15 protein-coding genes are annotated in these 15222 nt (G+C 29.3%); 8 read left to right on the forward strand and 7 right to left on the reverse strand.

The genetic code is table 11. From position 1 onward, the window contains the following. Window positions 1-188: 188 nt before the first annotated feature. From CMOL_RS02615 to pckA, 3 genes are all read left to right on the forward strand, one after another. The gene (locus tag CMOL_RS02615) at window positions 189-1538 is read left to right on the forward strand and encodes a sodium-dependent transporter (protein WP_239820596.1); all 1350 of its coding nucleotides are present in this window, start codon (window positions 189-191) and stop codon (window positions 1536-1538) included. 150 nt (window positions 1539-1688) lie between these two features. Beyond that, window positions 1689-3467 (forward strand): biotin/lipoyl-containing protein, encoded by a 1779-nt coding sequence (locus CMOL_RS02620; protein ID WP_239820597.1) that lies wholly within the window; start codon window positions 1689-1691, stop codon window positions 3465-3467. A 10-nt stretch (window positions 3468-3477) separates the two neighbouring features. Beyond that, a complete protein-coding gene (pckA, locus tag CMOL_RS02625) occupies window positions 3478-5052 on the forward strand; it encodes a phosphoenolpyruvate carboxykinase (ATP) (RefSeq protein ID WP_239820598.1) in 1575 nt (524 codons plus the stop codon). Window positions 5053-5067: 15 nt separating this feature from the next. Here pckA and ychF read toward each other — a convergent pair whose 3' ends face one another. From ychF to rpiB, 6 genes are read right to left on the reverse strand one after another with little or no spacing between them, the layout of a single operon-like run. Then, on the reverse strand, window positions 5068-6171 hold the full coding sequence (ychF, locus tag CMOL_RS02630; RefSeq protein WP_239820599.1) for a redox-regulated ATPase YchF: 1104 nt from the start codon (window positions 6169-6171) through the stop codon (window positions 5068-5070). Continuing rightward, entirely contained in the window at window positions 6168-7619 is a 1452-nt protein-coding gene (locus CMOL_RS02635) for a leucyl aminopeptidase (RefSeq protein WP_239820600.1), read from the reverse strand. The genes ychF and CMOL_RS02635 overlap by 4 nt, the downstream gene beginning before the upstream one ends. Then, on the reverse strand, window positions 7619-8317 hold the full coding sequence (locus tag CMOL_RS02640; protein ID WP_239820601.1) for a DedA family protein: 699 nt from the start codon (window positions 8315-8317) through the stop codon (window positions 7619-7621). The genes CMOL_RS02635 and CMOL_RS02640 overlap by 1 nt, the downstream gene beginning before the upstream one ends. An 8-nt stretch (window positions 8318-8325) precedes the next feature. Beyond that, window positions 8326-8874 carry an adenine phosphoribosyltransferase gene (apt, locus tag CMOL_RS02645; protein WP_239820602.1) on the reverse strand — a complete coding sequence of 183 codons (549 nt, stop codon included), beginning with the start codon at window positions 8872-8874 and terminating at the stop codon, window positions 8326-8328. Then, window positions 8871-9203, reverse strand: a complete 333-nt coding sequence (locus CMOL_RS02650; RefSeq protein ID WP_200279381.1) for a hypothetical protein — start codon at window positions 9201-9203, stop codon at window positions 8871-8873. Before CMOL_RS02650 ends, apt begins: the two co-directional genes overlap by 4 nt. Before the next feature lie 2 nt (window positions 9204-9205). Beyond that, on the reverse strand, window positions 9206-9640 hold the full coding sequence (rpiB, locus tag CMOL_RS02655; protein ID WP_239820603.1) for a ribose 5-phosphate isomerase B: 435 nt from the start codon (window positions 9638-9640) through the stop codon (window positions 9206-9208). 191 nt (window positions 9641-9831) lie between these two features. Between rpiB and CMOL_RS02660 the strand changes: the two genes are divergently transcribed. From CMOL_RS02660 to kcuS, 5 genes are all read left to right on the forward strand, one after another. Further along, the gene (locus tag CMOL_RS02660; RefSeq protein WP_200279375.1) at window positions 9832-10380 is read left to right on the forward strand and encodes a CheB methylesterase domain-containing protein; all 549 of its coding nucleotides are present in this window, start codon (window positions 9832-9834) and stop codon (window positions 10378-10380) included. Between the two features lie 15 nt (window positions 10381-10395). After that, window positions 10396-11181: a CheR family methyltransferase gene (locus CMOL_RS02665; protein WP_200279371.1), complete on the forward strand. Its 786-nt coding sequence runs from the start codon at window positions 10396-10398 to the stop codon at window positions 11179-11181. A 138-nt stretch (window positions 11182-11319) separates the two neighbouring features. Then, the gene (locus CMOL_RS02670; protein ID WP_200279368.1) at window positions 11320-12249 is read left to right on the forward strand and encodes a ribose-phosphate pyrophosphokinase; all 930 of its coding nucleotides are present in this window, start codon (window positions 11320-11322) and stop codon (window positions 12247-12249) included. Window positions 12250-12393: 144 nt separating this feature from the next. Next, window positions 12394-14547, forward strand: coding sequence for a carbon starvation CstA family protein (locus tag CMOL_RS02675; protein WP_239820604.1), 2154 nt, complete (start codon window positions 12394-12396; stop codon window positions 14545-14547). Further along, window positions 14531-14725, forward strand: a complete 195-nt coding sequence (gene kcuS, locus CMOL_RS02680) for a KCU-star family selenoprotein (RefSeq protein WP_200279365.1) — start codon at window positions 14531-14533, stop codon at window positions 14723-14725. The genes CMOL_RS02675 and kcuS overlap by 17 nt, the downstream gene beginning before the upstream one ends. A 34-nt stretch (window positions 14726-14759) precedes the next feature. Here the strand turns inward: kcuS and CMOL_RS02685 are convergent, their stop codons facing one another. Then, on the reverse strand, window positions 14760-15173 hold the full coding sequence (locus tag CMOL_RS02685) for an acyl-CoA thioesterase (protein WP_137624340.1): 414 nt from the start codon (window positions 15171-15173) through the stop codon (window positions 14760-14762). Between the last annotated feature and the right edge of the window lie 49 nt (window positions 15174-15222).

Raw genomic sequence — 15222 nt, forward strand, 5'->3', positions numbered from 1 at the left:
TTAAATACTTTCGGCTTGCGTATCCCTACTTGATACTTAAATTAAAAGATTTAAAATTAACTCCGAAATGTTACTATGTTTTATCTTTATTTTTATTGAAATATATTGTTAATTTTGTAATCTTTCATAAAAAATTAAAACTTTTTTTGCTTTAATAAACGTTTTAAAATATATTTTAAGGTTGTATTTTGAGTTCTAAATTTTCAAAAATAGGTTTTATTTTAGCTGTTGCAGGTTCAGCTGTAGGTTTAGGAAATGCATGGAAATTTCCAACTCTCGTAGGACAAAGTGGAGGATCTGCATTTATTTTGCTTTATATTATTTTAACCTTAGGGGTTGGTTTTGTTATTTTTTTAGCCGAATTAAGCATTGGTAAAATTAGCGAAAAAGATCCAGTAAATGCTTATAAAAAATTAGCACCTAAATATAAAAAGGCTTGGTCTTTTGTAGGTTTTACTATGATAGGATCAATTTTAATTGTATCTTTTTATGCTTTAGTGATTGGATGGGTGGTAAAATATGCTTATTTAAGTGTGATTGGAAAACTACCAAATAATTTAGAAATAAGTAAAATTGAATTTGAAAATCTTACAGCTCATGATTTTTTAAGTCAATTTGTTTGCTTTACTTTGGTATTTTTTGTTATTTTTTACATTGTTTCCAAGGGAATTAAAAACGGCATTGAAAGATTAAATGTATGGATGATGCCTTCTTTGTTTATTTTGTTAATTTTAATGCTAATTTATGCAATGAGTAAAGATGGATTTATCTTGGCTTTAAAATTTCTTTTCATTCCGGATTTTCATAAAATTAATATTTCAAATATTCTTGAAGCTCTAGGACTTGCTTTTTTCAGTTTATCCTTAGGGGTTGGAACTATTATCACTTATTCAGCAAGTTTGCCTGATCGAACTAATTTTATTACAAGTACTTTAAATATTATTTTTATTAATCTTTTAGCAGGTCTTTTAATGGGTCTTGTTGTTTTTACTTTTATTTTTGAATTTGGTTACGATCCTAATCAGCAGGGCCCAGGTTTTGTTTTCGTTTCTTTGGCTACTTTATTTGAAAAACTTGGTTTAATTGGTCATATTTTTGGGGCTGCTTTTTTTGTTTCTTTGGTGTTTGCAGGTATTACTTCAGCTGTTTCTATGATCGAACCTTCAACTTTTTATTTGATCAATACTTTTAAAATAAGTCGCAAAAAAGCTTTAATTTTGATAGGTATTTTTGTATATATTTTGGGTATTTTATGTATTTTATCTTCTTTAGATGCTACACAGTTTAAAATTTTAGGAATGAGTTTTTTTGATTTATTAGATAGCTTTTCTAGTAAGATTATTATGCCATTAGGCGGAATTTTAATTGCAATTTTTGTTGGTTTTGTGATAAAAAGAGAAACTTTAGAAATTTTATTTAAACCTTATATGGGAAGCATATTTTTTAAAATTTGGTATGTTTTTATAAGATTTATATCGCCTTTAGCAGTTTTTGTAGTTTTAATAACAAAACTTTTAGAATTTTATATAAAATTTTAAATTTATTGGGTGATATTTGCCCAATAATTTTTCTTCAATCTTTTGCCTATTTTTCACATTAATTAATTTTTGTTTGATTGTTGTTTATTATGTATGAAATGTTATTATTTTCTTTGTATAATACTTTGATATTAATGCTAAGGAAAAAGCATGGCTAAAAAATTTATAGATGTGATGGATACAAGTTTTAGAGATGGCTTTCAATCAGTTTATGGAGCTAGAATTTTAACAAAGGACTTTTTACCTGCTTTAGAGGCTGCAAAAGAAGCAGGGATTAATCATTTTGAATTTGGCGGAGGGGCTAGATTTCAAAGTTTATATTTTTATCTTAATGAAAATGCCTTTGATATGATGGATAAATTTCGTTCAATTGTAGGCAAAGATGCTAATTTGCAAACCTTAGCAAGAGGGATTAATACTATTGCTTTGGATACTGGAAGTAGAGAGCTTGTTGAATTACATGCAAAACTTTTTGCAAAACACGGAACAACAACTATTCGGAATTTTGATGCTTTAAATGATACTAATAATCTTAAATTTAGTGCAGAATGTATTATTAAATATGGATTAAAACATGAAATTTGTATCACTTTGATGGATTTGCCTCCGCATTGTTATGGGGCTCATGATGTATCATTTTATGAGAAAATTTTAAAAGAAATTTTACTTTCAGAAATACCTTTTCATAGTATTTGCTTTAAGGATGCAAGTGGAACTTCAAATCCTAATAAAATTTATGAAACTATCAAAATGGCAAAAAGAGTTTTGCCTTCAAATACTCATGTAAGACTTCATACTCATGAGACAGCAGGAGTAAGTGTAGCTTGCTATTTAGCAGCTTTAGAAGCAGGTGTTGATGGTATTGATTTGGCTGCAGCTCCTGTTAGTGGAGGAACTTCACAGCCTGATATTTTAACCATGATGCACGCGCTTAAGGGAAAAAATTATGATTTAGGCGGTTTGAATGAAGAAAAAATTTTAGTATACGAAGAAACTTTAAAAGAATGCCTTAAGGATTATTTTTTACCTCCTGAGGCGAGTAGGGTTAATCCTTTAATTCCTTTTTCGCCTATGCCAGGAGGTGCTTTAACTTCTAATACACAAATGATGAGAGATAATAATATTTTAGATCGTTTTCCAGAAGTAATTAATGCGATGCGTGAGGTTGTTGAAAAAGGTGGATTTGGAACATCAGTTACCCCAGTTTCTCAATTTTATTTTCAACAAGCTTTTAATAATGTGATATTTGGTTCTTGGAAAAAAATTGCCGAAGGCTATGGTAAAATGGTTCTTGGTTATTTTGGAAAAACACCTGTAAAACCAAATGATGAAGTTGTAAAACTTGCAGCAGAGCAGCTTAAGTTAGAGCCAACAGAAGAATTAGCAATCGATTTGGCAGATAAAGATGAAACGAAAAAAATATCTTATATTAAAAGTTTGTTAGAAAAAGAAAATATTGAAATAAATGAAGAAAATATTTTTATTGTAGCAACTTGCAAGGAAAAAGGAATAAGCTTTTTAAAAGGAGAAGCTAAAATCAATATACGTAAAAACGATTTAGCAGCATCTAAGCAAAATATAGATGAAAATCATTTTACAGTAAAGGTTAATGGAAATAAATATTTTGTTGAAGTGAATTCTGGATTTGATGATAAAATTGAAATTAAAAATATAGAGAAAGTAGAAAATAATATTCAAAATGCTAATTCTATTCAAGGAATTCAAGCTCCAATTTCAGGATCACTTTTTAAAATACATATTAACGAGAATTCTGAAGTTAAAAGTGGTCAAGTCGTGGCTATCTTGGAAGCTATGAAAATGGAAATTGAAGTTAATGCGCCAAAAGATGGAGTAATTGAGAAGATTAATGTAAAAGTAGGCGATAGTGTTAGTGAAGGCCAAATCATTGCAACCTATAAAAATAATTAAAGGATAAAAAATGAGAGAAATAGAAAATTTGGGTTTAAAAAATATAGGTAAAATTTATCACAATTTAAGTTATGAAGAGTTGTTTAAGCATGAAAATATCAATCAAGAAGGGCAATGTACTCAAAGCGGTGCTTTTAGTGTTGATACAGGTATTTTTACCGGTAGAAGTCCAGGAGATAAATATTTTGTTAAGCAAGAGCCTTCGAGCCGATTTATAGCTTGGGGTAAGACAAACCAAGCTATAAATAAAGATTTATTTGAAAAACTTTTAAATAAAGCTAAAAATCAATTAGATGGAAAAGATATTTATATACAAGATGTTTTTTGTGGAGCTTCCTTAAAAAGTCGTAAAGCTGTGAGATTTGTAACTGAGGTAGCATGGCAAGCACATTTTGTAAAGAATATGTTTATTGAGCCAAGTCAAGCAGAATTAGAAAATTTTAATCCAGAATTTATTGTTTATAATGCTTGTAAGTGCCACAATGATGAATTTAAAAAAGATGGGTTAAATTCTGAAGTTTTTGTTTTATTTAACATAGAGGAAAATATTGCTGTTATTGGTGGAACTTGGTATGGTGGAGAAATGAAAAAAGGTATTTTTTCAATGATGAATTATTGGTTACCTCTTGAAAATAAACTTTCAATGCATTGTAGCGCTAATGTTGGTGAAAAAGGAGATGTGGCGCTATTTTTTGGATTGAGCGGAACTGGAAAAACTACTTTATCAACTGATCCTAATAGAAAATTAATTGGAGATGATGAACATGGATGGGATGATGAGGGTGTATTTAATTTTGAAGGAGGATGCTATGCAAAGACAATTAATCTTGATCCTAAAAATGAGCCAGAAATTTATGCCGCTATAAAAAGAAATGCACTTTTAGAAAATGTAGTTTTAAACGAAGATAAAAGTGTAGATTATAGTGACGCAACAAAAACTGAAAATACAAGAGTGTCTTATCCAATTGATCATATTAAAAATCATGAACCAACTTTAAAAGCTGGACATCCAAAAAATATTATTTTTCTAAGCGCAGATGCTTTTGGGGTCTTACCTCCTATTAGTAAATTAAGCAAAGAACAAGCAATGTATTATTTTTTAAGTGGATATACTGCGAAAGTAGCTGGAACGGAGCGTGGTGTAACTGAACCTCAAGCTACATTTTCGGCTTGTTTTGGAGAGCCTTTTATGCCACTTCATCCAACTGTTTATGCAAGATTACTCGGAGAAAAAATTGATCAACATGGAGTAAATGTTTTTTTAGTCAATACTGGTTGGACTGGTGGAAGTTATGGAATTGGACAAAGAATGAGTATTAAGGCTACTAGATCTTGCATAAATGCGATTTTAAATGGGAGTATTAATGATTGTGAATTTGAAAATTTTGAAGTATTTAATCTGGCTATTCCTAAAAACATTATAGGAGTTGAAAGTTTGCTTTTAAATCCTATTAATACTTGGAAAAATCAAGAAGAATATTGTTTAAAAAGAAACGAACTTGCAAAAATGTTTATGGAAAATTTTAAACGTTATGAAGATGTTAAAGAAGGTTTAGAATTTAGTAAATTTGGTCCAAAAATTTAATGTTTAGATGAAAATCTAAACATTAAACCTAAAATGCATTATATCTCCATCGTTTACAATATAATCTTTTCCTTCAAGTCTTAATTTTCCAGCTTCTTTTACCTTTGTTTCTCCACCATACTCTATATAGTCTTGATAAGAAATGACCTCTGCTTTTATAAAGCCTTTTTCAAAATCATTATGGATAACACTTGCTGCTTTTGGAGCTTTCCAGCCTTTTTTTATTGTCCAAGAACGTACTTCAATAGTTCCAGCTGTAAAATAACTAATAAGTCCAAGTTTAAAAAAGGCTGTGCGTATAATTTGATCAAGTCCGCTTTCTTTAACTCCTAAAGAGTTTAGCAATTCATAACTTTCTTCATCGCTAATGCCGACTAATTCCTCTTCAATTTTCGCACAAAGTTTTATCACTTCGTGATTATTTTTTTTTGCGTATTCTTTTAAATTTTTCACATATTGATTATCTTCATTAATCCCTTCTTCGTCAACATTAGCTCCGTAAATTACTTCTTTTGCCGAGAGCAATCTTAATTCTTTAATCAAATTTTTATAAACTTCATTTTCTTTATCGAGATAAGAACTAGCCGGTAAACCTTTATTGAGGTGTTCTAATAATAAATTAGCAAGTTCTAAATTTTCTTTTGCTCCTTTTTGATTTGACTTAACTTCTTTGGTAAGTTTTTCTATTTTTTTATTAAGCTGATCAATATCTGCTAAAATAAGTTCGGTATTAATAATTTCTATATCTCTTATAGGATCTACTTTGCCTTCAACATGAGTTATATTTTCTTCATCAAAACAACGCACTATATGTAAAATCATTTCAGTTTCGCGTATATTAGAAAGAAATTTATTTCCTAAGCCTTCCCCTTTGCTAGCTCCTTTTACAAGTCCTGCTATATCTACAAATTCAATCAAAGAATGCATAATTCTTTCCGGATTTACAATCTCTGCAAGTTTATTAAGTCTGATATCTGGAACTTCTACCATTGCTTTATTGGGCTCTATTGTGCAAAAAGGATAATTAGCACTTTGAGCATTTTGCGCTTTTGTTAAAGCATTGAAAGTTGTTGATTTTCCAACATTTGGAAGTCCTACTATTCCAACTGAAAGACTCATTTATTTTTCCTTAAAAGATGAATTAAAAAATTAACACACATTCTAACACCCGCACCGCTAGCGCCAAAATTTGAATATCCCCAGTTTTTTTCTATGTAAGCAGGTCCTGCTATGTCAAGATGCAACCATTTATCTTTGTATTCTTGTCGTATAAATTTATCTAAAAAAAGTCCTGCTGTTATTGCACCGCCATAACGACTTGATGAAATATTGTAAACATCAGCTATATTGGATTTGATAAGATCTTTAAGATAAGGATTAAAATGTAAAATTGTTGCATATTCCCCACTTTTTTTAGAGCTTTGGTAAAATTCATTTTGTAATTCCTCATTGTTACCCATAATACCACTGGTAAATTCTCCAAGACCTACTACGCAAGCTCCTGTTAGAGTGGCCATATCAATTAAAAGATCAGGTTTTAAATCTTGTGCATATGAAAGACAATCAGCCAATACTAAGCGACCTTCAGCGTCAGTATTTCTTACTTCTATACTAATCCCTTCTCGAGAAATTAATACATCATCTGGTTTATAAGCATTTCCGCCTATCATATTTTCTGTAGCGCCTAAAATGCAATGAATTTCTAGATCTAAATTAAGTTCTGATACTGCTTTGATAATTCCCATTGCAGCAGCTGCACCACTTTTATCAGCTTTCATTGTTACCATGTAATCAGAAGGTTTGAGACTTAAACCACCACTATCGTAAGTAAGACCTTTTCCTACAAAGACAATTCTTTTTTTGGAATTTTTAGCCTTATAGCTTAAGTGAATTAGACGAGGGGGAAGATTTGAAGCTTTATTTACAGCTAAAAAAGCATTCATTTTTTCTTTTATAAGAAATTTTTCATCATAAATCTTGCAAGTAATATTTTTATGTTCTTTTGCTAATTTTTGTGCATCTTCAGCCATTTTTAGAGGTGTGTAAATTTCAGGAATTTCGTTGACTATATCTTTTGTAAAATTAGTAGCATTAGCTAAGATTTGTCCACGTTCTAGGCCTATTTTAGCTTCATTTGAATTAATTTTTTTTCCATTTAATTCTTGACTTGAAATAAATATTTTTTCAAGCGTGCTTGTTTGTTTTTCTTTTTTATATTTATCAAAATTGTAAGTTCCAAAGAGTATACCTTCTGCTAAAGAGCAAAAACTTCTTACGGTACAATCTCCAAGAACACTAGGTAGTTTAATACTTTTAATATTTAATTTTTCTAAATTTTTATAAATATTAAAAAAGCATAATCTAATATCTTCATAAGATAAACTTTTTAATTCTATAAAAAGTTTATGATTTCTTATATCTAGTAATACACCTTCGCCTTTAAAGTTATTTAATTCGAAAAATTTTTTTTCTTCACTATAATTTTCTAAATTTTTATTTTGAATAAAGACTACTTCAAAATCAGCTTTAATAGCATTTAGTTTTTTGTTTTCAAAAATAAATTGCATTATTTTTTTCTCCTTTCTTTCAATATCGCTTTTTCTATGCGTTTGAAAATAAAAATGATCCCTAGTAAAAAGCCAATAATAATAATAGCAGCAAGGTACCAATATTCTTTAATCCATTCTTTTGACCAATGAAGAAAGGTTTGGATTAAGCTACCAAAATACCATGCTAAAAGTATGGTAATAGTAGCCCAAACCCAAGCACTTAAAAGATTTATCAGAGCAAATTTTTTGCTATTGTATCTAGTTATACCTATACTCATAGGAATTATTGTTCTAAATCCATACATATAGCGTTGTATAAAAATAATAGGCCAACCAAAACGTTGCAAAAGAAGATGTGCCACTGCAAATTTTCTTCTTTGGGATCGAAGTTTTTTTTGAATATATTTTTTATTATATCTTCCAATATAAAAATAAATTTGATCGCCAACAAATCCGCCAAGTCCTGCTACAAAAATAGCTAAAGCTACATTCATTTTTCCATCATGTGCTGCGACTCCAGCTAAAATAAGTCCGATTTCTCCTTCTAAAATACTCCAGCAAAAAAGTATTAGATAACCCCAAGTTTCGACGTGTTTATCCCAAATTTTTATAATAAAATCTTCTAAAGAGAAGTCATTTTTAGTAAAGTTATAAATTATATAAGCTATAATAACAATTAAAATTGCAAAAGCAAAGATTTTAAACCATTTTTTCATTTGTTCCCCTAAAAATCCAATACACTATAGGCTGCACAATATTTTTCTAATTTTTTCATTCCGCCTAAATTTTTTAAATTGATTAAAAAGCAAGATTCTATACACTTGCCACCTGCTTGTTTTATTAACTCTAAAGAAGCAATAGCTGTACCTCCAGTAGCAATTAGATCATCCATAAGTAAAACTTTTGCATTTTTTATATCCCTAAAAGCATCTTGATGAATTTGTACTTTATCTGTACCATATTCTAATTCATATTCGCAGGTAAAAACAGACGATGGAAGTTTATTAGGTTTTCGGATTGGTACAAAAGGTAGATCAAGTTTTGCACAAAGCATTGCTGCAAAAATAAAACCACGGCTTTCAGTTCCAGCTATAAAATCCAATTTCATATCTTTATAGCGTTCGCTTAAATGATCAATTAAAAAAGACAAAACCTTTTTATTGTTTAATAAAGTAGTGATATCTCTAAAAATAATTCCTTCTTTTGGAAAATTTGGAACAACTCGTATGCTTTCGGATAAAATTTTTTTTTCTTCTTCTGTAAGTTTTTTCATAATAATGCCTCAATTTTTGCTTCTAATTCTTTTATTCTTTGTCTTAATTTATCATTTTCTAAACGATATTGAGAATTTCTTGTCCTTAAAGAACTTAAGTCAGTTTTAATTTTATTTAATTCTTCTGTTAATATGTCAATATTACCTAAACTACGTTGGAGTTGAATTTGGAGCTTTCTAATGATAATCTCTGTATCATCAAGATTGGTTTTTATAAAATCTTTGGAATTTTTTTCTTTACTTAATAAAGTTTTATAATAAAGTAACATTACAACAAGATAAAGCGTTGCACATATGAGAATAGTTAAAATAAACCAATTTGCAAACATTATTAATCTACCTCGATTTTTTGAATTCTTCTTATATGTCTATCTCCATCAAACGGAGTTTGAATAAAATTTTCTATAATATTAATAGCCATTTCAATTCCAATTAATCTTCCACCTAAAGCTAATACATTTGCATCATTGTGTTGCCTTGATAATTTTGCACTTAGTCCTTCATGGCATAAGGCACAACGAATATTTTTATGTTTGTTAGCTGCTATAGAAATTCCAATACCTGTTCCACAAATTAATATCCCAAAGCAGTTCGAGTTTATTTTGGAAGCTAATAAATGCGCAAAGTCTGGATAGTCACAACTTTGAGCATTATTAGTTCCTAGATCTTCAAAGATTATATTTTTTTCTTTAAGATAGATGCAGATTTTTTGTTTAAGATTAAAACCAGCATGATCACTTGCAATATAAATTTTTTCTTTCAGCATAATACAAACCCAATATTTTTAGTAATATTTTATATTATTGTATAAATAATATTAACATAATAAAATATAAAAATAGCTTTTTAAGATAAATTCTTATAAGACTAAGTTTTTATTTTTTTAAAATATGCTAAAATTATAAAATAAATTTTTTAATCAATTTATAACATAATTAAAAATTTTTAAGGAAATAAATGAAGCTTATACTTATAGGATCTTCTACCGGTGGTCCTAATCAATTAAAGTTTCTTTTAAATGATGTAGATATCAAAAATACAACTGTGGTGATAGCACAGCATATGAGCGCCAGTTTTATTCCATCATTTGTAAATCAATTTGATAAAGAAGCTTTGAGCAAAGTGTCTTCTTTAAATGATAAAGAAGTTTTAACAAATAAAATTTATATTTGTCAAAAAAATACCACTTTGTCAGGAAATTTAAGTCTTGTGGCAAATTGGAAAGATGTTGCAACTAGTTTTAAACCCAATGTTGATTTATTATTTCATTCTGCAATTCCTTTGGTTAAAACTAATAAAATTCTTGCGATTATTTTGACCGGAATGGGTGATGATGGTGCTAAAGGTTTGTTTGAGTTATATAAAGTTGGGGTAAAATGTTTATGTGAAAATCAAGCAGATAGTGTTGTTTATGGTATGCCTAAAAAAGCAAAAGATATGAATCCAAATTTAAGACCCATGAGCTTAAAAGAAATTAAACAAGAAATTATAAATTTTATAGAATGAGGGTGGTTTTTAATTATGGAAGAAAAAATTAATCCTACAGAATTAGAATTAAATGAATTTATACATATTATTAATGAAATTAGTGGTATTGATTTAAATGAAAAAAGAAATATTTTAGCTTTAAAATTGTCTAAATTTGTTTTAGGGACTCGATCAAAAACTTTTGCTGAATTTTTAAGCAAACTTAAAATTAATAGACAACTTAAACAGGATACTTTAGATTTTGTTACCATAGGTGAAACTTATTTTTTAAGAGAGTTGGCACAACTTAAAGAAATTATTTTTTATATAAAAAGTCTTGAGAAGCATGTTAATATTTTAAGTGCACCTTGTTCTAGTGGAGAAGAAGTTTATTCTATGGCTATATTAGCAGCTCAGAATTTTATAAAAGATTTAACCATTACTGGGATTGATATTAATTCAAATGTTATTGAAAAAGCTAAAATAGGTCAATATCAAGGAAGAACACTACATCGTTTAAGCGAGAGCGAAAAAAGGCGATTTTTTAACAATACTCAAGAAATTTTTACTATAAATAAACAAGAATTGTGTAGATGTAATTTCGAACTTTGTAATGTTTTTGAGGATAAATTTTTAAGATTAAACAAGTTTGATATTATAGTCTCAAGAAATATGATAATTTATTTTGACTATGACTCAAAGATTAAACTTATGGAGCGTTTCTATAAAATTTTGTCCGATAGGGGGAGATTATATATTGGAAATGCAGACTTGGTTCCTGAAAATCCTTTTTTTAGAAAAGTTTTTTCATCACATGGAACTTATTATGAAAAAATTTAAAAATTAATATTTGATTATTTTTTAGTATTTTATAAAGTAAAAATATTAATTTTTCTAAATTATATTAGGATTTTTTAACGTTTGTTTTATTAAAATCAATTTTTTGATTATTATCTTAGAAAGTATTAAGGTTATTTTATGAGAGGTTATAAAATTTTTTCAGGTTCGGCGAATGTAGAATTTGCAAGGCAAATTTCAAAATATCTTTCTTTACCTTTAAGTGATGCAGGTATTAAACGTTTTAGCGATGGTGAAATTAGTGTGCAAATTGATGAAAGCGTTCGAGGAAAAGATGTTTTTATAATACAAAGCACTTGTGTTCCAACTAATGACAACCTTATGGAACTTTTGATTTTAACTGATGCTCTAAAACGTTCAAGTGCAAATTCTATCACGGCTATTGTTCCATATTTTGGTTATGCAAGGCAAGATAGAAAAGCTAATCCTAGAGTTCCAATTACTGCCAAATTGGTTGCAAATTTGATTCAAACTGCGGGAATTAATCGAGTTGCAACTATAGATTTACATGCTGGACAAATTCAAGGTTTTTTTGATATTCCAGTGGATAATCTTTATGGAAGTATTGTTTTTAATAATTACATTAAAAGTAAAAATTTTAAAAATGCTATTATTGCAAGTCCTGATATTGGAGGAATTGCTAGAGCAAGAAGTGTAGCTAAGCATTTAGGTCTTGATATAGTTATAGTTGATAAAAGAAGAGAAAGAGCTAATGAAAGCGAAGTGATGAATATCATCGGTGATGTAAAAGATAAGGAAGTTGTTTTAGTAGATGATATTATAGATACTGCTGGAACAATAGTAAAAGCAGCAGAGGTTTTAAAAGATAAAGGAGCTAAATCAGTAATGGCTTGCTGTACCCATGCGGTTTTAAGTGGTCCTGCCTATGATAGAATTGAAAATGGTGTTTTAGATGAACTCGTAGTGACAGATACAATTCCTTTAAGAAAAGAACTCCCAAATATTAAAGTTTTAAGTGTAGCACCAATTTTTGCTGAAGTGATACGTCGAGTTTATCATAATGAAAGTGTAAATTCTCTATTCCTCTAAAAATTTTTTTCCTATAGATTTAAATCTATAGGCTTTCTTTATAAAATTACTATATTAAATATAAAAATTATTTCTCATGTTTCTATTAATTTAAAAAAAATTAATATTTTATTTATTATAATTTATATTTTATTTTAAAAAGGAGTGAGAGTGTTGAAAAAAATTTTATGGTTTTTTGTCGCCTTATTGGGTGCTGCTTGTTTTTGCTATTTGGCTTTGCAAAATGGTGAAAAAGTTTCAGCTATCTATTTGGTTGTTTCAGCTATCTGTATTTATGTGATTGGATATAGAATTTATGGGCGTTTTATCGCTTTTAAAGTTATTGGACTTGATAAAAATCGAGCTACTCCAGCTAAAATAGAAAATGATGGACAAAATTTTGTTCCAACAAACAAAATTGTTTTATTTAGTCATCAATTTGCTGCAATTGCTGGAGCTGGTCCTTTAGTAGGTCCTGTTTTAGCTGCTCAAATGGGCTATTTACCATCTATGATTTGGATTTTAGTTGGTGGAGTTTTGGCTGGGGCTGTGCATGATTTTTTAGTTCTTTTTATTTCTATGCGTAGAAAAGGACGTAGTCTTGGAGAAATGATCAAAGATGAAATGGGAGGATTTACAGGCGGAGTTGCTATGCTTGCTATTTTTGGAATTATGATCATTATTATTGCTATTTTAGCTATGGTTGTTGTGAAATCTTTAGCTAATTCTCCTTGGGGATTGTTTACTATAGCAATGACTATTCCTATAGCAATATTTATGGGAATTTATATGCGGTTTATTCGTCCAGGAAGAGTAGGAGAGGCTTCGATTATTGGATTTATTTTATTACTGCTTTCTATTCACTATGGCCATGATGTATCTCTTAATCCAACTTTGGCACATTTTTTCACCTTTGATCAGCCTACATTGGCATTTATGATTATGGGATATGGTTTTATTTCCTCATTGCTGCCAGTTTGGTTTTTCTTAGCTCCAAGAGATTATCTTGCAACTTTTTTAAAAATGGGCGTTATTGTTGTAATGGCTTTTGCTATTTTATTTGTTGCACCTGATTTTTTAATGCCAAAAATTAATTATCAATATCTTGATGGAACTGGTCCTGTTTTTGCGGGTTCTATTTTTCCATTTTTATTTATTACTATAGCATGCGGAGCTATAAGTGGTTTTCATGCTCTAATTTCAAGTGGTACAAGTCCAAAAATGTTAGAAAATGAAGAGCATGCTTTATTTGTAGGATATGGGGCTATGCTTGCTGAAAGTGGTGTTGCTATTATGGCTTTAATTTGTGCTTGCATCTTACATCCTGGAATTTATTTTGCAGTTAATTCTTCTTCTGCTTTAATTGGTACTGATTTGGTTCATGCGGCTAAAGTAATTAGTGAATGGGGTTTTTTGGTAACTCCAGAAGAAATTACACAATTAACTAAAGATATAGGAGAGCAAACTATATTGTCAAGAACAGGTGGGGCACCAACATTTGCATTAGGAGTAACTTTAATCTTGCATAAAATTTTTGGTGGTGTTGAATTTATGGGTTTTTGGTATCATTTTGCAATATTATTTGAGGCTTTATTTATTTTAACAGCTGTTGATGCAGGAACTAGAACTTCTAAATTTATGATTCAAGATATATTAGGCAATGTTTATAAGCCCTTAGGTAATATACATAATGTTTGGGCAGGTTTATTGGCTACTATTATCAGTGTTTCTTGTTGGGGATATTTTTTATATCAAGGAGCTATAGATCCTAATGGAGGAATTTATACCTTATGGCCACTTTTTGGAGTGAGCAATCAAATGTTAGCCGGAATATCCTTGCTTTTAGTGAGTGCTATTCTTGCAAAAATGGGTAAAAAGAAATTTCTCTGGGTTACTTTGGTTCCAGCAATTTTTGTACTAATTGCCACTCTTTATGGAGGTATCCAAAAGATATTACCTTATGAAGAAGGAGCAAAAATTCAAAATACTGTTAGTCATGTCGCCACAGCTCAAATGAATAAAAAAGCTATTAAAAAATTAGAAGATGAAATTGCATCAATTAAGTCTCAAAAACAGCAATCAAGTCAAGAAGACCAAATAAAATTTGAAAAACAAATACAAGAAAAAGAACAGCAAATTTCTAATTTATCTCATTCTTGGTTTGGAAATGTTTTAGATGCTGTCTTATGTATATTCTTTATGCTTACAACCTTGCTTGTTATAGTTTCTTGTATAGGAATTTGTATAGGCAAAATTAAAATTCCATTAAAAGAAAGTCCTTATGTAGATCTTAACTCTTTAAATGCTAAGCAAGTTTAAAAAAATTTATGAAAAAACTGAAAGGTTTTTTCATCCTTTAGTGGGACTTTCAAGTTATGATAAATATTTAGAGCATATGGAAAAATCACATCCAGAAAAAACTCCCAAAACAAGAGGGGAGTTTTTTAGAGATTGTTTAGAGAAAAAATATAATAGCGGCGGTTTAAATAAATGCTGATAATCTCTTAGGATAAAGTTTTTATCTTACAAAATTAGGCATTTAAAAAGCCGTGAATTCTTTTTAGTTCTTCACTGATAGGTTTTTTATTTCCTCGTCTATCAACGCTAACATAAGTAACAGTAGCAGATGTTACATTTACACATATAGTTGAGCCAAACTCATCTACTCTTTGTGCGATAACTTCAACTTCAACACGTATTGAGGTTGTCCCAACTTTTACTACTTTTGCATAACAAGAGATAATATCTCCAACAAATACAGGTTGTTTAAAAACAACTTGTTCCATAGAAATAGTTACAACTCTTTCTGGAGAAAGTTCTCTTGCCGCTATTACGCCCGCTGTATCAATTTGTGATAAGATCCAGCCACCAAAAATATTACCTGCTGAATTTGTATCCTTTGGCATGGCAACGATTTTAAGTTTTGGTTCACCCATATCTTTCATTTTTTACTCCTTATTTTAAATAATAAATTATAATTCAAGAAAGTAAAGA

This window comes from Campylobacter sp. RM10537 (genome assembly GCF_022369435.1).
Lineage (GTDB): Bacteria > Campylobacterota > Campylobacteria > Campylobacterales > Campylobacteraceae > Campylobacter_D > Campylobacter_D molothri.